General features: G+C 61.1%; 16 protein-coding genes and 1 pseudogene. 5 read left to right on the top strand and 12 right to left on the bottom strand.

Going from position 1 to position 17322, the window contains the following annotated elements:
* Positions 1–24: 24 nt before the first annotated feature.
* Positions 25–981, bottom strand: coding sequence for a LysR family transcriptional regulator (locus PYR71_RS22070; protein ID WP_097580279.1), 957 nt, complete (start codon positions 979–981; stop codon positions 25–27).
* 89 nt (positions 982–1070) lie between these two features.
* Here PYR71_RS22070 and PYR71_RS22065 point away from each other — a divergent pair, with 89 nt between their 5' ends.
* From PYR71_RS22065 to PYR71_RS22055, 3 genes are all read left to right on the top strand, one after another.
* On the top strand, positions 1071–1964 hold the full coding sequence (locus PYR71_RS22065; protein ID WP_275620826.1) for an MBL fold metallo-hydrolase: 894 nt from the start codon (positions 1071–1073) through the stop codon (positions 1962–1964).
* Positions 1957–2964: an alpha/beta hydrolase gene (locus PYR71_RS22060; RefSeq protein ID WP_275620825.1), complete on the top strand. Its 1008-nt coding sequence runs from the start codon at positions 1957–1959 to the stop codon at positions 2962–2964. The genes PYR71_RS22065 and PYR71_RS22060 overlap by 8 nt, the downstream gene beginning before the upstream one ends.
* Before the next feature lie 96 nt (positions 2965–3060).
* A complete protein-coding gene (locus PYR71_RS22055) occupies positions 3061–3993 on the top strand; it encodes a hypothetical protein (protein ID WP_275620824.1) in 933 nt (310 codons plus the stop codon).
* A gap of 83 nt (positions 3994–4076) precedes the next feature.
* Here PYR71_RS22055 and rarD read toward each other — a convergent pair whose 3' ends face one another.
* From rarD to cysS, 7 genes are all read right to left on the bottom strand, one after another.
* Complete coding sequence (rarD, locus tag PYR71_RS22050; RefSeq protein ID WP_097580283.1) at positions 4077–4991, bottom strand: EamA family transporter RarD; 915 nt, start codon at positions 4989–4991, stop codon at positions 4077–4079.
* Between the two features lie 163 nt (positions 4992–5154).
* The gene (cimA, locus tag PYR71_RS22045; RefSeq protein WP_275620823.1) at positions 5155–6771 is read right to left on the bottom strand and encodes a citramalate synthase; all 1617 of its coding nucleotides are present in this window, start codon (positions 6769–6771) and stop codon (positions 5155–5157) included.
* Between the two features lie 112 nt (positions 6772–6883).
* On the bottom strand, positions 6884–7846 hold the full coding sequence (gene pip / locus PYR71_RS22040; protein WP_275620822.1) for a prolyl aminopeptidase: 963 nt from the start codon (positions 7844–7846) through the stop codon (positions 6884–6886).
* Complete coding sequence (locus tag PYR71_RS22035) at positions 7843–8319, bottom strand: GFA family protein (protein ID WP_183915102.1); 477 nt, start codon at positions 8317–8319, stop codon at positions 7843–7845. The genes pip and PYR71_RS22035 overlap by 4 nt, the downstream gene beginning before the upstream one ends.
* The gene (locus PYR71_RS22030) at positions 8316–8804 is read right to left on the bottom strand and encodes a GFA family protein (protein WP_275620821.1); all 489 of its coding nucleotides are present in this window, start codon (positions 8802–8804) and stop codon (positions 8316–8318) included. Before PYR71_RS22030 ends, PYR71_RS22035 begins: the two co-directional genes overlap by 4 nt.
* Positions 8801–9277, bottom strand: a complete 477-nt coding sequence (locus tag PYR71_RS22025; RefSeq protein WP_275620820.1) for a GFA family protein — start codon at positions 9275–9277, stop codon at positions 8801–8803. Before PYR71_RS22025 ends, PYR71_RS22030 begins: the two co-directional genes overlap by 4 nt.
* 163 nt (positions 9278–9440) lie before the next feature.
* On the bottom strand, positions 9441–10832 hold the full coding sequence (gene cysS, locus PYR71_RS22020; RefSeq protein WP_275620819.1) for a cysteine--tRNA ligase: 1392 nt from the start codon (positions 10830–10832) through the stop codon (positions 9441–9443).
* A 286-nt stretch (positions 10833–11118) separates the two neighbouring features.
* Between cysS and PYR71_RS22015 the strand changes: the two are divergent.
* Positions 11119–11869, top strand: a pseudogene (locus tag PYR71_RS22015) (glycoside hydrolase family 25 protein).
* A gap of 9 nt (positions 11870–11878) precedes the next feature.
* Here PYR71_RS22015 and PYR71_RS22010 read toward each other — a convergent pair.
* The 4 genes from PYR71_RS22010 to radA form a co-directional block, all read right to left on the bottom strand.
* Positions 11879–12619 carry an SDR family NAD(P)-dependent oxidoreductase gene (locus PYR71_RS22010; protein WP_275620818.1) on the bottom strand — a complete coding sequence of 247 codons (741 nt, stop codon included), beginning with the start codon at positions 12617–12619 and terminating at the stop codon, positions 11879–11881.
* 79 nt (positions 12620–12698) lie between these two features.
* Positions 12699–14189 carry an amidophosphoribosyltransferase gene (gene purF / locus PYR71_RS22005; RefSeq protein ID WP_275620817.1) on the bottom strand — a complete coding sequence of 497 codons (1491 nt, stop codon included), beginning with the start codon at positions 14187–14189 and terminating at the stop codon, positions 12699–12701.
* Between the two features lie 223 nt (positions 14190–14412).
* Positions 14413–15027, bottom strand: coding sequence for a CvpA family protein (locus PYR71_RS22000; RefSeq protein WP_275620816.1), 615 nt, complete (start codon positions 15025–15027; stop codon positions 14413–14415).
* 90 nt (positions 15028–15117) lie between these two features.
* Entirely contained in the window at positions 15118–16518 is a 1401-nt protein-coding gene (gene radA, locus PYR71_RS21995; RefSeq protein WP_183915087.1) for a DNA repair protein RadA, read from the bottom strand.
* Between the two features lie 166 nt (positions 16519–16684).
* Here radA and PYR71_RS21990 point away from each other — a divergent pair, with 166 nt between their 5' ends.
* Positions 16685–17320, top strand: a complete 636-nt coding sequence (locus tag PYR71_RS21990; protein ID WP_275620815.1) for a LysE family translocator — start codon at positions 16685–16687, stop codon at positions 17318–17320.
* Positions 17321–17322 lie beyond the last annotated feature (2 nt).

The raw sequence follows: 17322 nt of genomic DNA, 5'->3' as shown, positions 1-17322 counted from the left end.
GCGGGGCAGGCGGCCTTGGCGCGGTCAAGCTATGTTGCGAGCGAATTCAGCTATAGGCGAAACAAGCTGCGTCACCTGAGATCGCATCCATCGATTGGCGGGATCATTGTCGCTTGCCGCCGACCAGACCATCGATATTGGGCTTACCGTTAAATCGAGGGGAACGTCGGCGACTGCCAAGCCAAACAGGCCGGCATACCGCTTCACAATTCTGGTCGGCAGCGTCGCGATCAAGGGCGCTTCCAGGACAGCAGTCAGCACAGTCAGGAATTCCGGCGCTGCCACCGACACGTCGAGCCGCACGTTGATCCGCTTCAACGCATCATCAATGCAGCCTTCGATGGCATCCTTCTGTGAAACCAGTGCATGCTTCAGCCCGACATAGCTGTCGCGGTCCAATGTTTGGGGAAGATCGAGAAGCTTCGGATTGTAGCAGCACATCAGTGATTGCTCGAACAGCAGGCTGCGCCGATGCCTGTTGTTGCCGTCATCGTAGCAGCCGACGCCGAGATCGATGACGTTGTCGTCCAGAAGCTTGTGGACCATCTCGGGATTGACCGCACGGGCGAGCACTCTGATGCCAGGCGCCGCCTCGTTCAACATAGCGGCGAGACGCGGCACGAGCAGCACCTCAAGCTCGCTGGAAAAGCCGATACGGAAAATCTGCTCGGCCTGGCCGGGCTCAAAGGCAGCAGGCGTTACGATCGCCTGCTGCGTACGGCTGAGTATCTGCTCCACCGCCTCGGCGAAACGCAGCGCGCGATGGGTCGGCTGCATGACCTGGCCGACACGCACGAACAGTTCATCCTGAAGCAGTGTGCGAAGAGTTCCGAGATTGTGGCTCATGGCAGGCTGCTGGATTTTCAGACGAACAGCAGCTTTCGTTACGCTCCGCTCCTTCATCAGCGCATCGAACGCGACGAGCAGGTTCAAGTCAAAAGACCACAAATTGAAATGATCGATGGAGACAATTTCATTCATCGATTTGATCGTTGCACGAAATCTCCCTATTGTCCATAGGCATCAGACAGCGCTGTCCCCGGTTCCAGTTCAACTTGAAAGGAAATTCCATGAGCGATCTTGGAAAGGAGTATCGTATTGCCGGCGTGACGGTGAGGAAGGTGCAGGAGCAGTATCTGCACAACGTCCCGCCCTCGTTTCTCTATCCGGCTGCCGCTTCTGAGGAACTCAGGGCGATCGAGCCGCGGCTTTCCGCCGTCGATATGGAAGAGGGCCGCGATGCCCTTGTGGTGAGTATACACACTTGGCTCGTAAGGACGCCCGACCACATCATCCTCATCGATACCGGCTCGGGCAACGACAAGGAAAGACCACGTAATCCCAGCTTCCACCATCAGACCATCCCGTTTCTCGACAGGCTGCGCCAGGCCGGAGTCGGGCCGGAAGACGTCGATTTCGTCATAAATACCCATCTCCACGTCGATCATTCCGGCTGGAATACCGTGCTTGAGGACGGAAGATGGATCCCCACTTTCAAAAATGCGCGCTACATCTTCCCCCGCGCCGAGCAGGAATATTACTCGTCAACGGCAAGCCACAACGACGTCAACATTCCCAGTTCCGGCGTCTATGAAGACAGCGTGCGACCCGTGATCGAGGCAGGGCTTGCTGATTTCATCGACAGCGCAGGCGGTCCTTTCCTGGATCGATTCACCTTCTTGCCGACACCTGGCCACAGCATCGGCCATATGTCCGTTCTTCTGGAATCGGACAATGAAGCGGCGATTTTTGCCGGCGATGTTATGCACCATCCGATCCAGGTGGAGCGTCCCGACCTCAACACGGTGTTCTGCGAATTCCTGGATCAGGCTGCCCAGTCCAGACGGCGTGTCCTCGAGTTCGCAGCCGATAATCGCGCCATTTACTTCTCCACGCATTTCCCCGGCTCGTCTGCTGGTTATGTGACCCGCGACGGCGAAAAATTCAGGTGGTCCTATGTCTGAGAACAAACTCGCATCTTCAGCTTTTGACGCAGGCGAGATCGTATTCGACGAGCATTACGTCGACAGCGGAACCGACGGCATCAAGCTCTATCTCCGCAATAAGCGAAGGAGAGATCACAAAGCCTTTCTCGCGGAGAAAACAATCGTGATGGTGCACGGGGCGACCTTCTCATCCGGAAGTCTTTACGATGTTCCATTCAACGGGATCTCCTTCATTGACTTCCTTGCATATCAAGGCTTCGATGTCTTTGCGGTTGATGTCCGGGGCTATGGAAAGTCGACCCGCCCGCCGGAAATGCAGGCGGAGCCCGATCTTAACCCGCCGCTTGTCGCCACCGACACTGGTGTTGCGGACTTCGCTACGGCGGTCGATTTCGTCCTCCGACTTCGTGGTCTCAACGCCGTCAACGTCTTCGCAATGTCATGGGGTGGTACCGTGGCGGGCGCATATGCTGCGCGCAACGGCGACAAGGTTGTCAAGCTCGCGCTGCTCGCGCCGCAATGGCTTAGCGACATTCCCATCCCGATCGACCAAGGCGGCCCCCTGGGTTCCTATCGGCTTGTTCCAGTTCATGCCGCCTTGGCGCGTTGGTTGAGCACGGCACCCGAATACGCGCGTGAACGTCTGGTTCCCGAGGGCTGGTTCGATCTTTGGGCAAAATTCACGCTTTCAGAAGAGACCTCGGAAGCTGACAGGGAGCAAGGAAAACTCCGAGCCACCAACGGGCCAATCCAGGACATCCGCACCTACTGGAAAGCGGGAAATCCCTATTATCAGCCGAGCGAAATCTGCGCCCCGGTGCTGCTGTTGCACGGCGAATGGGACATCGACGTTCCGCTTGATCTGGCGCGGACCTATTTCGAGCAGCTGACCGGCGCCTCCTACAGGCGATGGGTGGAAATCGGGGAGGCGACGCACCTCGCTCTCATGGAAACCAACCGCATGCAGGCCTATTCCGAGGTTGCCCGCTTTTTCGATGAATCCTTCCAACCGGAATAGAATTCGAACCAACGGGCTCCGGGATCGGATTTCGGAGCCCGCTTCCTCCGTTAAGTCCGCCGCAAGTCCGGCGCGGCCATCAAGCCACTCGTTCCCATGACAATTCTGATCACCGCCATTCTGGATGCCGGACGAAGTGCCGTCGACATAGCGATATTCACCTTTCTGCCGTTGATGATCGTGACCTTCTCGCTGATGCGCTATCTCGAAGGCATGAGCGCATTGCGATGGATCGGCGGGAAGGCCAATCCGCTCTTCAGATTGTTCGGTCTGGACGGTTTCGGAGCCTTGGCGGTTATCCAGCTCAGCCTCGTCAGTTCGGCTGCCCCGGTCTCGGCCCTGTCGCTCATGGCACACAAAAGAACGTCGGAGAGATGCCTGGCCGCTGCCTTTGCCGCGGTGCTTGCGGCCGCGCCGGCAAATGCCAGTTTTCCGCTAGCAAGTCTCGGTGTCGATCCCGGCTTGATCATCGTGAACGGTATTTGCGGAGCGCTTGTGGCCTCCACTCTTGCCTGCTGGATGGTTGGACGCCGCTCCCTGTCTGGAAAGATCTGTTCCTGTTACAAGGTGGATGAGTCCGTCGCCGTAAGGCTCGATCTGCTGACGGCGATCAACCGCGGTGGCGTAGATGCCGTTCGGGTCATTTCTGCAATCTTGCCGGTGCTGGTGATCTCACTTGCAATGGTCAGGCTTATCCAAAGCACAGGTGCACTTTCGGCCTTTACGTCCGTCGCGCTGCCCTTGCTTCAGTTGCTCGGCGCCTCGCAGCAGGATGTCCTGTTCTTCCTCACAAAGTGCCTGGCAGGATCAAGTGCAGCGGTCACGCTGTTACTCGACGTCCACAAGGAGCTGAGCATTCCGCCTGAGAAAATCATTCGCGGGTCGGCATTTCTGCTAAACCCTCTCGACCTTCCCGGTCTTTCCATCCTTATCGCTTCGGTGCCAGCGCTCCGGTCGGTGGCAGCCATCGCCATCGTGAGCGCATTGGCCGGAATCCTTGTCCGCACAGCGCTGCTGTCCTGGCTTTGAGCCAACGCGCTCCTGCTTTGATGGATCGATCGTTACGGATCACCGACTACATGCTTCGGGTTGTGGCCAGGAAAAGCTCGCATCTAGTGCCCTCGGCTTCCCTTCAGCATCGACCAGCTATAGAGAAACAGCCCCGCCCAGATCAGCGGGAAGGCGATCATGCGCGCCGTGCCGAATGGCTCGTGAAAGACGAAGACGGCGATCAGGAAGATCATCGTCGGCGCGATATACTGCATGATGCCGATCGTCGAGAGTTTCAAGAGCTTGGCGCCGTTCGCATAGATCATCAGCGGCACGGCGGTGATGACGCCGCAGCCGAGCAGCAGGATCGTGTCGGCAAGGCTGGTGCGATAGAGGTGGCCCTGGCCGCTGCCGAATTCGAGATAGAGGATGTAAAGGAGGGCCGGCCCGCTGAGGATCAGCACTTCGAGGAAGAAACCCTGGTTCGGCCCGAGCGGCAGCGTCTTGCGCAGCAGGGCGTAAAAACCCCAGCTGATCGCCAGCGTCAGCGCTACCCAAGGGATGCCGCCGCTGTCCAGTGCGAGAATGGCGACGGCAAGTGCTGCAAGCGCGATCGCCGCGATCTGCAGCGGCTGCAGCTTTTCCTTGAGGAACACTGCGCCGAGGAAGATGCTGAACAGCGGATTGATGAAATAACCGAGGGCTGCGTCGAGCGAATGGCCGGCGCCGATCGCCCAGACATAGGTGCCCCAGTTGATGGTGATCAGCGACGCCGTCAGCGCCGCCATCGCCAACATGCGCGGCGAACTGAGCGCTGCGCGGATATCCCCAGTGCGCCCGAGTACGATCAGCACGATGCCCGCCAGCGGCAGCGACCAGATGATGCGATGCGCGATCACCTCGGCCGGCGAGATATGCGCGACCGCCTTCATGTAGAAGGGCAGGAAGCCCCAGAGCAGATAGGCCGTCAGCGCGAAGGCGAAACCGCGCGGACTGTCTTCGTTCTTGGCCAGCGGAACGGATATATCGGTCGACATCGGCGTGTTTCCATCTTTGTTCTTCTTCTGATCCGGCCTAGCTTAAGCGCCGTGAATAGGCCAATTCATTTCGTTGAATGAAGAGTGAGAGGATTTGAAGCGGAAACGCGGCATGGGCGGAAGATGACGGCATCCGCCGCCTCGCAGAACCGGCGGAACAGATTTATTCCGCCGCGATCTTGCCCGCCAGCTGGCGGTTCTTCATCAGCTTGTAGATGACGGAATCCATCAGCGCCTGGAACGAGGCGTCGATGATGTTCTCCGAGACGCCGACCGTCCACCAGCGCACGCCGTCGCTGTCGGTGGATTCGATCAGCACGCGGGTGATCGCCTCCGTGCCGCCATTGAGGATACGCACCTTGAAATCGGCGAGCACTAGATCGTCGATCTCGTGCTGGTATTTGCCGAAATCCTTGCGCAGCGCCAGGTCGAGCGCGTTGACCGGGCCTTCGGCATCGGCAACCGACATCAGCGTCTGTCCGTCGATGGTGATCTTGACCACCGCCTCCGAGACGATCTTCACGCGGCCGAGACTGTCGAAGCGGCGCTCGATCATCACCCGGAAGCCTTCGATGGTGAAGAATTCCGGGATGGTGCCGAGCGTGCGATGCGCCAAGAGCTCGAAGCTCGCATCGGCGCCCTCATAGGCGTAGCCGATGGATTCCCGTTCCTTGACGATCGAGATCAAGAGATCGAGCTTCGGATCGTCCTTGGCAACGGTGATGCCGCGCCGCTTCAGCGCATTGATGAAGTTCGCCTTGCCGCCCTGGTCGGAGACCATGACCTTTCGGAAGTTGCCGACGCTTTCCGGCGGCACATGTTCATAGGTCTTCGGGTCCTTCAGCAGCGCCGATGCGTGGATGCCGGCCTTGGTGGCGAAGGCGGAAGCGCCGACATAGGGCATCTGGTGGTCGGGCGAGCGGTTGAGCAGCTCGTCGAAGGCATGCGACAGCCGGGTGAGGTTGAGCAGCCGCTCCTCGTCGATCGCCGTTTCGAACCGTGTGTTGTAGGCACTCTTCAGCGCCAGCGTCGGGATCAGCGTCACCAGATTGGCATTGCCGCAGCGTTCGCCGATGCCGTTCAGCGTGCCCTGGATCTGCCGGACGCCGGCTTCGACCGCTGCCAGTGAATTGGCGACGGCCTGGCCGGTGTCGTTATGGGCATGGATACCAAGATAGCGGCCGGGAACGCCGGCTGCGATCACCGCCTCGACGATGGCACGGATTTCCGGCGGCTGCGTGCCGCCATTGGTGTCGCAGAGCACGACCCAGCGGGCGCCGCCCTCATAGGCGGTCTTGGCGCAGGCGAGCGCATAGGCCGGATTGGCCTTGAAACCATCGAAGAAGTGCTCGCAATCGACGATCGCCTCCTTGCCGGCGCCGACCGCCGCCTTGACGCTTTCGGCGATGCTTTCGAGGTTTTCCTCATTGGTGCAACCGAGCGCCACCGCGACATGGTAATCCCAGCTCTTGGCGACGAAACAGATGGCGTCGGATTTCGCCTGCAGCAGCCCGGCAAGGCCCGGATCGTTGGAGACCGAAACGCCCGCCCGCTTCGTCATGCCGAAGGCGACGAAGGTCGCCTGGCTGGTGCGCTTCTCGCCGAAAAAGGCGGTGTCGGTCGGATTGGCGCCGGGATAACCGCCCTCGATATAATCGAGGCCGAACTCATCCAGCATGGCGGCGATCGCAATCTTGTCCTCGACGGAAAAATCGATGCCGGGCGTCTGCTGCCCGTCCCGGAGCGTCGTGTCGAAGAGGTAGATTTTTTCCTTGGTCACCAAAATGCCTCCCAGGCATTGACTGTTTTTATGCCGGGCTTTCCCCCTCGGCCCTGCCCATAAGGAGAAAGATGCCCGGCAGGGCAGAGGGGGATTGCCACGGCGTGTCGCATCAATCCAACTTCCCGGCGAACTTGTCAGTCGCCCGGATCAGCCGATCGAGAATTCCGGGTTCCGAATAGGCATGGCCGGCACCTTCGATCAGGTGGAACTCCGCCTTCGGCCAGGCCTTGTGCAGCAGCCAGGCATATTTGGCCGGGCAGGGCATGTCGTAGCGGCCATGCACGATGACGCCGGGAATATCTTTGAGCCTGTCGGCGTCGCGGATCAGCTGTCCCTCGTCCATCCAGCCGGCATTGACGAAGAAGTGGTTCTCGATGCGGGCGAAGGCATAGGCGAATTCCGGCTCCTCGAATTTGCCGCTTGTCGAACGTTCCGGCAGCAGCGTGATCGTTTCGCCTTCCCAGATGCTCCAGGCCTGCGCGGCCGAAAGGCGCACGTTTCTGTCCGGATGCGTCAGGCGGCGATGGTAGGCATGCATCATCTCATGCCGCTCTTCCGGCGGGATCGGAGCGATGAAGCGCTCCCATTTTTCCGGGAACATCTCCGAGACGCCGAACTGATAGTACCAGTCGAGTTCGGCTTTGGTCAGCGTATAGATGCCGCGCAGGATGAGCTCGGAGACGTGCTCCGGATGCTTTTCGGCATAGGCGAGCGCCAGCGTCGATCCCCAGGAGCCGCCGAATACCTGCCAGGTCTCGACGCCGGCCATCTCGCGCAGCCGCTCGATATCGGCGACGAGGTCCCAGGTCGTGTTGGCATTCAGCTCGGCATGCGGCGTCGACCGGCCGCAGCCGCGCTGGTCGAACAGCATGACGTCGTAGAGGGCCGGATCAAACAGCCGGCGGTGGGCCGGCGAGAAGCCCCCGCCCGGGCCGCCATGCAGGAAGACGGCGGGCTTGGCGCCGGGTGTTCCCGACCGCTCCCAATAGATGACATGGCCGTCGCCGACATCGAGATGGCCGGATTCATAGGCTTCGATTTCGGGATAGAGAGTGCGCAGGATTTCGGTCATATCTTCACGCCTTTTCCGGGCCAGACTTGGGTGTCGTGATCGGGATGCTGAAAGGAGATGATCGCCTCCTGTCGGGCATAAAAATCCGGGTCTTTCAGCACCGGCGCCTCGAAGATCGTCTCGACCCAGGGCAGGCGGGCGTCGTAATTGACCTGGATCTGCGGCGCGAGATCACCGCGGTCGTCGAACGTGCCGATCGCAAGCTCCAGGCCACCAGGATGACGATAGGTCATCGGCGTGCCGCAATTGCTGCAGAAGCCGCGGGCGATATTAACGGAGGACTGAAAGTAGCTCGGCTCGCCGCGCGTCCACTCCATTCCTTCTTCGGGTGCCGTGACCAGCGCGGAAAAGAAGCCGCCGAACTGCTTCTGGCACATGCGGCAATGGCAGATCGAGGGTCGCCCCAGCTTGCCTGAGATGCGGAAGCGCACGGCGCCGCACTGGCATCCGCCTGTTCTTATCCTGTCCGTCATGGGCGTTCTCCGAGTGGCCAGCTTTCAGTGTCGTGATCCGGGTGCTGATGATTGCTTGCAGCGATCGCGTTCTCGCGGTCGGGCGTTTCAGGCTGCGGCTCCACCGGCAGATTGTCGATCACGTGAAACCAGGACATCTTGCGGCCGGTGCTCGATTGCATCACGGGCTTGACCGCATCGGGCTCATCAAGCGAGCCGAGCGTGATATTGATGAAGTCAGCGCCCGGGATGTCGTAAAACAGCGGCGTGCCGCAGTCGCCGCAGAAACCGCGCCGCACTAGGTCCGAGGATCGGAACCATTTCGGTGCGCCGCGCGTCAGCTTGAAGTCCTCGCGCATGGCGGCCGCAAGCGGCAGGAAATAGTTGCCGGCCGCCTTCTGGCACATGCGGCAGTGGCAGATATGGGGATAGCCGAGTTCGCCACGGGCGCGATAACGAACCGCGCCACATTGGCATCCGCCGGTCTGCTTCGTAGTTTCGCTCAAGCGCGATCCTCCGGTGGCCAGACCTGCGTGTCATGGTCGGGATGTTGATAGGAAGCGAGTTCGTGCAGGAAGGAGCCTGCCGTCGGATCGGCCTCGGTCCGCTCTCCCGGCAGTTCGTGCAGGTGATCGACGAAGCCGATCTTGCCTTCCACGCCCCATTGAATAGTCGGCGGCACGGACGACGGATCGTCGAAGGCGCCCGCCGCAATCGCCATTCCGTCTGGCGCTTCATAGGTCAGCGGCGTGCCGCAGTCCCCACAGAAGCCGCGCTCGACGAAATTGGAAGAGCGGAACTTTTTCCGCTTCCCCCGTGTCCACTCGAACTCGGCGCCGCGCACCGAGACGAGCGGCGCATAATAAGCCCCGAACGCCTTCTGGCACATGCGGCAATGACAAATCGACGAATCCTTGAGTTCGCCGCTGACACGGAAGCGGATCGCTCCGCACTGGCAGCCGCCGGTATAGATGGTCATGGCAGGTTCTCCCGCAGCGACGTCGAGGAGAAAAAGAAAACCCCTCCCTTCAAGGGGGAGGGCTCTCTCGTGGCGTCGTCTTCGTTTCCGTCTGGTGTGCCGGCGTAGCCCCTCCCCCTTGTGGGGAGGGATTGGGGAGGGGTCTTACGGCCAGGCACCACTCTCACCGCTTCACCTCCCACGTCGTCACCCGCTCGCCCGTCACCGGGTCCTTGCCGTCCTTCAGCTGAATGCCCTTCGCCGTCAGCTCGTCGCGGATCTTGTCGCCCTCAGCAAAATTCTTCGCCTTCAGCATTTCGAGACGCATGGCGACCAGCGCATCGACCGCGGCGGCGACGGCTTCGTCAATTTCGGTCTTCTTCGGCAGCACCCCGAGGAGGGCAGCCGTTGCGGCAAACCGGGCGCCGGCGGCAGCATCGGTATGGGCGGCCTGCGCCAGCGCATGCAGGGCCTGCACCGCCGCGACGGTATTGAGGTCGTCAGCCAGCGCGTTCAGCACAGCCTCGTCCGGCTTGGCGTCGCCGGCTTCCGTCGCCGGCCACTTGGCGAGCAGCCGTTCGGCTTCCTCCAGCCGCTTGATCGAGAAATCGATCGGCTCGCGGTAATGCGTCATCAGCATGGCAAGGCGCAACACCGCGCCCGGCCATTTCCGCCCGCCGAAGGTTTCCGTGTGCAGCAAATCGTGGATGGTGACGAAATTACCTTCGGATTTCGACATCTTGCGGCCTTCGACCTGCACGAAGCCGTTATGCATCCAGACATTCGCCATCACCTCGGTGCCGTGAGCGCAGCGCGACTGGGCGATCTCGTTTTCATGATGCGGGAAGATCAGATCCAGCCCGCCGCCGTGAATATCAAAGATATCGCCGAGATAACGCCGGCTCATCGCCGAGCACTCGATGTGCCAGCCTGGCCGGCCGCGGCCCCAGGGGCTGTCCCAGCCGGGCTCGTTATGGCTCGACAGTTTCCACAGCACGAAATCACCGGGGTTCTTCTTGTGCGCCTCGACCGCGACGCGGGCGCCGGCCTGCTGCTCGTCGAGCGGACGTTTCGACAGCTGGCCGTAATCCGCCATGGACCTCGTGTCGAACAGCACTTCGCCTGCCGCTACATAGGCATGCCCGTTGCCAATCAGCTTCACGATGATCTCGATCATCTCCGCGATATTGTCGGTGGCGCGTGGCTCGACATTCGGCACCAGGCAGCCGAGTTCGGCGACATCGGAGTGATATTGCGTCTCGGTCGTTTCGGTCACCGCTCGGATTGCTTCGTTGAGCGGCAAGCCAGGATGATCGCGCAACGCCCGCGCATTGATCTTGTCGTCGACATCGGTGATGTTGCGGGCATAGGTGACGTGATCTTCGCCATAGACATGGCGCAGCAGCCGGAACAGCACGTCGAAGACGATAGCCGGCCGGGCATTGCCGATATGGGCGAAATCATAGACCGTCGGGCCGCAGACATACATGCGGACATTGTCCGGGTCGATCGGCGCAAAGACCGACTTTTCCCGCGTCAGCGTGTTGTACAGCTTCAGTTCCGGCGTGCGGTCCATTTCACTCTCCCAATGCACTATCAGAAAAATATTGCGACCCGCAGGCCAGGGCGTTTCGCATCTTGACTATTGGGGAGACGAAAACGGCCGGGCCAGCGCGTGCGCTAGCGAATAATCTTTCCGCAGATAATGCAGATAACCGTTTTCATGCCGCGTTTTATGGCGCGGGAATGACGTTTGGTCAAGAGGGGCGAGGAACGATCCGGCGGCTCGGCGCGTCCGCCATTTTCCCGGTACATATCGCTTGTAGCCGGTCGAGAGGCAGCTGAAAATAGGGGAGGAATGAGTGGGGAGCGTGGTTCGGTGGAGTGTCGGAGCGGCCGCAATTCTGGTGGTCGCATCCGCTGCATATTTAGCATACGATTTCGGCATGCTTCGCTTCAACAATCCATCCCTGTCGCGGTATCCGATCCAGGGCATCGATGTCAGCCATCATCAGGGCGACATCGATTGGAAGACGGTGGCCACGCAGCCGAACGTGCGCTTTGCGATCATGAAGGCGACCGAAGGCGGCGACCACCGGGATTCGAGGTTCGCGGAGAACTGGCAGCGTGCCGGCGATGCCGGAGTGGTCAGGGGCGCCTATCATTTCTTCACTTTCTGCCGCCCGGGCAAGGATCAGGCGCAGAATGTCCTGGCGACCGTGCCGAAGACGCCGGGAACATTGCCGATCGCGGTCGATCTGGAGTTTGTCGGCAATTGCAACAAGGTCCCGACGCTCGAGGAAATGGCGAGGGAGGTGAATGCCTTCTTCACCGAGCTGAAAGCCACCTTTCCGGAAAGGCCGATCTTTTACGTCACCCAGGAATTCTTCGATCACTATTTGAAAGGCAATGAGGCCCGCTTCCCCGAACATTACCTTTGGCTGCGAAGCGTATTTCAAGGAGCCGACACCGGAAGGCTGCGGCCGCTGGTCGATCTGGCAGTTTGCCGACAAGGGCACAGTGAACGGCGTTCAGGGAGCGGTAGATCTCAATGCGCTCTGCCCGTCGGAAACCGGCTTCGCTCACCTGTTTCCGGCCGTTGCATCGAATTGAGGCGTCGATCTACTCCGGCAGCCGATAATCGGCGAGCTTGTTCTCGCGCACGATGAAGAGTTTACCCGTCTCAGTCACGCCGGGGCCGAGCAGCGGCAGGATCGCCTTGGCGACCTCGGAAGGGTGCGGCAGCGTCTGCGGATCTTCGCCCGGCACGGCCTGCGCCCGCATCGCGGTGCGGGTGGCGCCCGGATCGACGCTGGTGATGCGCAGCGGCGTCGACTGTGTCTCGCCGGCCCAGGTGCGGGCGAGCGCCTCCACAGCAGCTTTTGATGCGGAGTAGGCGCTCCAGAAGGGGCGGCATCTGTGCGCGGCCCCCGACGACAGGATGATGGCGCGGCCGGCATCCGAGCGGGCGAGCAGCGGATCGACCGAGCGGATCAGCCGCCATGTCGCCGTCACGTTGATGGTCATCACCTTTTCGAACACCTTCGCCTCGATGTGGCCGATCGGCGAGATGACGCCGAGCACGCCGGCATTTGCGACGAGGATGTCGAGCCTGCCCCAGCGCTCGAAGATCGAGCCGCCGAGCGCATCGATCGCGTTCATATCGGCGAGATCGAAGGGCACCAACGTCGCACTGCCGCCGGCCGCCTTGATCGCATCGTCGAGATCCTCGAGCCCGCCGACTGTGCGGGCGCAGGCAATGACATGGGCGCCGGCTTTGGCAAGTTCCAGCGCCGTGAAATAGCCGATGCCGCGCGACGCACCGGTGACGAGTGCGATCTTGCCCTCAAGATTGATGTTCATCTGTCCGGTTCCGGATTGGCTTGCGAAGGTGAGGGGCGCATTAGGCCCCTCGGAAGCGAAAGTCAAAGTGGCAAGCGGCTCAGCCGTTGCTGGCAAGCATCGAAAGCTTGTTGCCCATGGACTCGCCGTTCTTGTCGAGCAGACGGGTCGGGTAGTCACCGGTGAAATAGTGGTCGGTGAATTGCGGGCGGGCCGGATTGCGGTCTTCGCCGCCGACGGCGCGATAAAGCCCGTCGATCGACAGGAAGGCGAGCGAATCCGCGCCGATATATTTGGCCATGGCTTCGACATCGGCATACTGGTTGGCGAGCAGCTTGTCGGCATCGGGCGTGTCTATGCCGTAGAAATCCGGGAAGAAGATCATCGGGCTTGCGACGCGGAGATGAACTTCGCGCGCGCCGGCTTCGCGGATCATCTGCACGATCTTGAGAGACGTCGTGCCGCGCACGATGGAGTCGTCGACCAGCACGACACGCTTGCCTTCGATCATCGCGCGGTTGGCGGAGTGCTTCAGCTTCACGCCGAAGGCGCGAATCTGCTGCGTCGGCTCGATGAAGGTGCGGCCGACATAATGGTTGCGGATGATGCCGTATTCGAAGGGAATGCCGCTTTCCTGCGCATAACCGAGCGCCGCAGGTGTGCCGCCGTCCGGCACCGGAACGACCACCTCGGCCGCGACCGGCGCTTCCTTGGCGAGGTTCATGCCCATATTCTTGCGTGTCGTATAGACGTTTCGGCCGCCGACGACCGAATCCGGCCGGGCGAAATAGACATATTCGAACAGGCAGAGGCGCTCCGGCTGTTGCTTTCCGGGCTTGCGGGCATCGATGCTGATCGAGCCGTCGGGCTGGATTTCGCAAATGATGACTTCGCCGTTTTCGACATCGCGGATGAACTTCGCGCCGATAATGTCGAGCGCGCAGGTTTCCGAGCAGAAGATTGGCTTGCCGTCCAGTTCGCCCATGACAAGCGGACGGATACCGGTCGGATCGCGCGCGGCGATCAGCTTGGTGCGCGTCATGGCGAGCATGGAATAGCCGCCTTCCATCTGGCGGATCGCATCGATGAAACGGTCGGAGGTGGACGCGTGACGGGAGCGGGCGATGAGATGCAGCACGACTTCCGTATCGGAGGTCGACTGACAGATGGCGCCGGTGGCGATGATCTGGCGGCGCAGCGTCAGGCCATTGGTGAAATTGCCGTTATGGGCAACGGCGATACCGCCTTCTTCCAGTTCGGCAAAGAGCGGCTGCACGTTGCGCATGGCCACTTCGCCTGTTGTGGAGTAACGGGTATGGCCGATCGATATGCTGCCGGGCAGGCGGGCGAGCGTCATCGGATTGGTATAGTGGTCGCCGACGAGACCCATATGGCGCTCCTGGTAGAAGCGCTTGCCGTCGAAGGAGACGATGCCGGCCGCTTCTTGTCCGCGATGCTGCAGGGCATGCAGGCCGAGAGCCGTGAGTGCGGCGGCATCAGGATGTCCCAGAATTCCGAAAACGCCGCATTCCTCATGCAGTGTATCTCCGTCGAGCGGATCGTCGGTCGGGAAGGAATGGGACTGGTTCATTTCTGCGGGCCTCTGCTCTCACAAGAATGGATCGGCATTTCCAGTATCATATATCGGAAACTGATCCGATAACGTCATGCTGAACGACATCCGCTTTCAAAGCCCGCTCGTCGGCTCTGAAACGGCTGAGGTCCGGCGGAGCTGAATGCCCGGCCGGACCCTTATTTCACGTCCCGCTCAAATGGCAATTGCCGAACGGCGGGTCAAGGTCTTGAACACTGTATCAATTCGTCGGCTGCTGTGTGCCGCCTGCAGGCACGTCTTCCGCCGGAGCCTGATCGGTAGCCGGTGTGGTGCCTTCGCCGCCCTGTGCCGGCGACTGCATCTTATCACGGAAGCTTGCCTCGATCATCTGGGCAAATTGCTCCGGCAGGACGGCCTTCAGCTTCACGACCATCGAGTCCAGGAAGGGTTTCGACTTGGCGTCATTGACCCAGGCCGGGCGGTGGTCGACATCGACGAGCCAGTTCCAGAAAGCGACGGCGACGACCATCAGCAGCAGGCCGCGCGCCGCGCCGAACAGGAAGCCGAGCGTGCGGTCGAGCGCGCCAATGCGGCTGTCGATGATGAAATCGGCGATCTTCATGGTGATGAAGGAGATGACGATGAGTGCGATCAGGAAGACGACCGCGGCCGAACCGGCGATCGCGATGCGGTCGTCATCGGTGTATTTCTTGGCATAAGGCAGCAGGTACGGATAAAGGTAGTAGGCGGCGGCGGCCGAGCCGCCCCAGCTTGCGATCGAAAGGATCTCGCGGGAGAAGCCGCGGACCATCGCCAGTACGGCGGAGAAGAGCACGACGCCGATGACAATACCGTCAAAAATCGTAATGGGCATGTAAATTCAACTCCAGGACTGCCGCTTGGCGGCCGTGTCGTGCCTTATCGTGTGCTTCCTATATCATCACCGTTCCCGGCAATGAAAGGATCAAACCTCGTCTTCCACACGCAGCGCTCCCTTCGATCCGGCGATGCGCGCGACCAGATCCGGCAGGCTTTCGACCTCGTTCCATCGCCCGCCTGAACCCTTCGGCAACTCGGCGGAGGCGGAAGGAAGCAGCGCTGTCGAAAAGCCCAGCTTCTCGGCTTCCTTGAGGCGCTGGGCGGTGTGCGCAACCGGTCGGATGGCGCCCGACAGGCTGACTTCGCCGAAATAGACGCAATCGGCGGGAAGGGCAATACCGGCCAACGAGGAAACGAGCGCCGAGGCGACGGCGAGATCGGCCGCCGGTTCGGAGATGCGGTAGCCGCCGGCGACGTTGAGATAGACGTCGTGCTGGCCGAGCCTGACGCCGCAATGGGCCTCCAGCACCGCCAGGATCATCGAAAGCCGGGCCGAATCCCAGCCGACCACGGCGCGCCGCGGCGTGCCGAGCGAGGTCGGCGCCACAAGCGCCTGCACCTCGACGAGCACGGGCCGCGTGCCTTCCATGCCGGCGAAGACGGCCGCACCCGGTGATTTTTCGTTGCGCTCGCCAAGAAAGAGTTCGGACGGATTGGCGACTTCGCGTAAACCTCTGTCGGACATTTCGAAGACGCCGATCTCGTCGGTCGGGCCGAAGCGGTTCTTGACCGTGCGCAGGATACGGTAGTGATGGCCGCGATCGCCTTCGAAATAGAGCACCGCATCGACCATGTGCTCGACGACGCGCGGCCCGGCGATCTGCCCGTCCTTGGTCACATGCCCGACCAGCACCATCGCCGCACCCGTCTGCTTGGCGAAACGGATCATCGACTGAACGCCGGTGCGCACCTGCGTCACCGTTCCGGGTGCGGATTCTGCAAGCTCGCTCCAGAGCGTCTGGATGGAATCGATAATGACGAGGTCAGGACGTTTGCCTTCGGCGAGCGTCGCCAGAATATCCTCGACATTGGTTTCGGCCGCCAGCATCACGTCGGTATCGGCTGCCGCAAGACGCTGCGCCCTCAGGCGAACCTGCGCCACCGCCTCCTCGCCGGAGACGTAGATGATCTTGTGGCCGCGCCGCGCAAGGGCCGCGGCCGCCTGCATCAGCAGCGTCGATTTGCCGATGCCGGGATCGCCGCCGATCAGCACCGCCGAGCCGCGCACAAAACCGCCGCCGAGCGCCCGGTCGAGCTCCGACATGGCGGTGTGGATTCGGGGCGCTTCCTCGATCTCGCCCGAAAGCGCCGTCAGCGTTACAGGACGGCCCTTCTTCGGCGTCTTGCCGGGGCCGGAACCGATGCCGCCCATCGGATCTTCTTCGACAATCGTATTCCACTCTCCGCAACTGTCGCATTTGCCGGCCCAGCGGTTGTGCACCGCGCCGCAATTCTGGCAGATGAACTGTGTCCTGGCCTTCGCCATCAATCGCTCTTTCGGTCGAGTTGCCCAGATGAAGCCGACGCGTGCTTCATCGAATCATTGTCGTGCTTGAGATAATGGCTATCGCGACGGATCAAAACTAATGATTTCCCCATCAGCGTTTGCCGTGCCTATGCTTTTCGTTCCTGCTCATCCGGAACGGTAGAAGATGTTCGAATATTCGCTTGCGCACTGGCTTGCATTTCTGTCGGCGGCGGTTTTGCTCAACCTCTCGCCAGGCCCCGACATCGCCTTTATCCTCGGCCACACGATGAGAGGCGGGAAACCCGCCGGTTTTTCGGCGCTGTTCGGCGTCTGGTCGGGGGCCTGCTTGCACGTTCTGATGGCGGCACTGGGTCTTTCGGCCGTGCTGGCGGCCTCGGCCGTCGCCTTTTCCGCCGTCAAATGGGTTGGTGCGGCCTACCTCGTCTGGTTAGGCATTCAGGCTTTGCGCGCCGGGGGCGGTGACGGCCTTATGAAGGCAGCGCGCGAACAAATGCCGGTCGGAAAAATCTACCGGCAGGGTGTCCTGGTGTCGCTCCTCAATCCGAAAGTCGCGATATTCTTCCTGGCCTTCCTGCCGCAATTCGTGGTCGAAGGCGCAGGGCCGGCCTGGGCTCAATTGATGCTCCACGGCGGGTTAATCATAGGCGTCGCTGCATTCATCGAGCCGCCGCTCGTCCTTCTCGGCGGGCGCCTCGCAGACATCCTTAAAAATAATCGCAAAATCGAGCGGTGGCTCGATCGCGGCCTCGGCGCGCTTTTCGTAGCGCTCGGCGTGCGTCTCGCGCTCATCAGCCACTGACG

This window comes from Rhizobium mulingense (assembly GCF_029194105.1).
Classification (GTDB): domain Bacteria; phylum Pseudomonadota; class Alphaproteobacteria; order Rhizobiales; family Rhizobiaceae; genus Rhizobium; species Rhizobium mulingense.
The sequence above is the reverse complement of the archived record's forward strand: the minus strand, read 5'-3'. Positions and strand labels throughout refer to the sequence as shown.

Excerpts from the sequence above, each read along its gene's own strand:
- PYR71_RS22035 (WP_183915102.1), bottom strand. The coding sequence starts at position 8,319 with ATGACGGACAGGATAAGAACAGGCGGATGCCAGTGCGGCGCCGTGCGC.
- rarD (WP_097580283.1), bottom strand. The coding sequence starts at position 4,991 with ATGTCGACCGATATATCCGTTCCGCTGGCCAAGAACGAAGACAGTCCG.
- PYR71_RS22060 (WP_275620825.1), top strand. The coding sequence starts at position 1,957 with ATGTCTGAGAACAAACTCGCATCTTCAGCTTTTGACGCAGGCGAGATC.
- radA (WP_183915087.1), bottom strand. The coding sequence starts at position 16,518 with ATGGCGAAGGCCAGGACACAGTTCATCTGCCAGAATTGCGGCGCGGTG.
- PYR71_RS22065 (WP_275620826.1), top strand. The coding sequence starts at position 1,071 with ATGAGCGATCTTGGAAAGGAGTATCGTATTGCCGGCGTGACGGTGAGG.
- pip (WP_275620822.1), bottom strand. The coding sequence starts at position 7,846 with ATGACCGAAATCCTGCGCACTCTCTATCCCGAAATCGAAGCCTATGAA.
- purF (WP_275620817.1), bottom strand. The coding sequence starts at position 14,189 with ATGAACCAGTCCCATTCCTTCCCGACCGACGATCCGCTCGACGGAGAT.
- PYR71_RS22000 (WP_275620816.1), bottom strand. The coding sequence starts at position 15,027 with ATGCCCATTACGATTTTTGACGGTATTGTCATCGGCGTCGTGCTCTTC.
- PYR71_RS22070 (WP_097580279.1), bottom strand. The coding sequence starts at position 981 with ATGAATGAAATTGTCTCCATCGATCATTTCAATTTGTGGTCTTTTGAC.
- PYR71_RS22025 (WP_275620820.1), bottom strand. The coding sequence starts at position 9,277 with ATGACCATCTATACCGGCGGCTGCCAGTGCGGAGCGATCCGCTTCCGT.
- cysS (WP_275620819.1), bottom strand. The coding sequence starts at position 10,832 with ATGGACCGCACGCCGGAACTGAAGCTGTACAACACGCTGACGCGGGAA.
- PYR71_RS22055 (WP_275620824.1), top strand. The coding sequence starts at position 3,061 with ATGACAATTCTGATCACCGCCATTCTGGATGCCGGACGAAGTGCCGTC.
- PYR71_RS22010 (WP_275620818.1), bottom strand. The coding sequence starts at position 12,619 with ATGAACATCAATCTTGAGGGCAAGATCGCACTCGTCACCGGTGCGTCG.
- PYR71_RS21990 (WP_275620815.1), top strand. The coding sequence starts at position 16,685 with ATGTTCGAATATTCGCTTGCGCACTGGCTTGCATTTCTGTCGGCGGCG.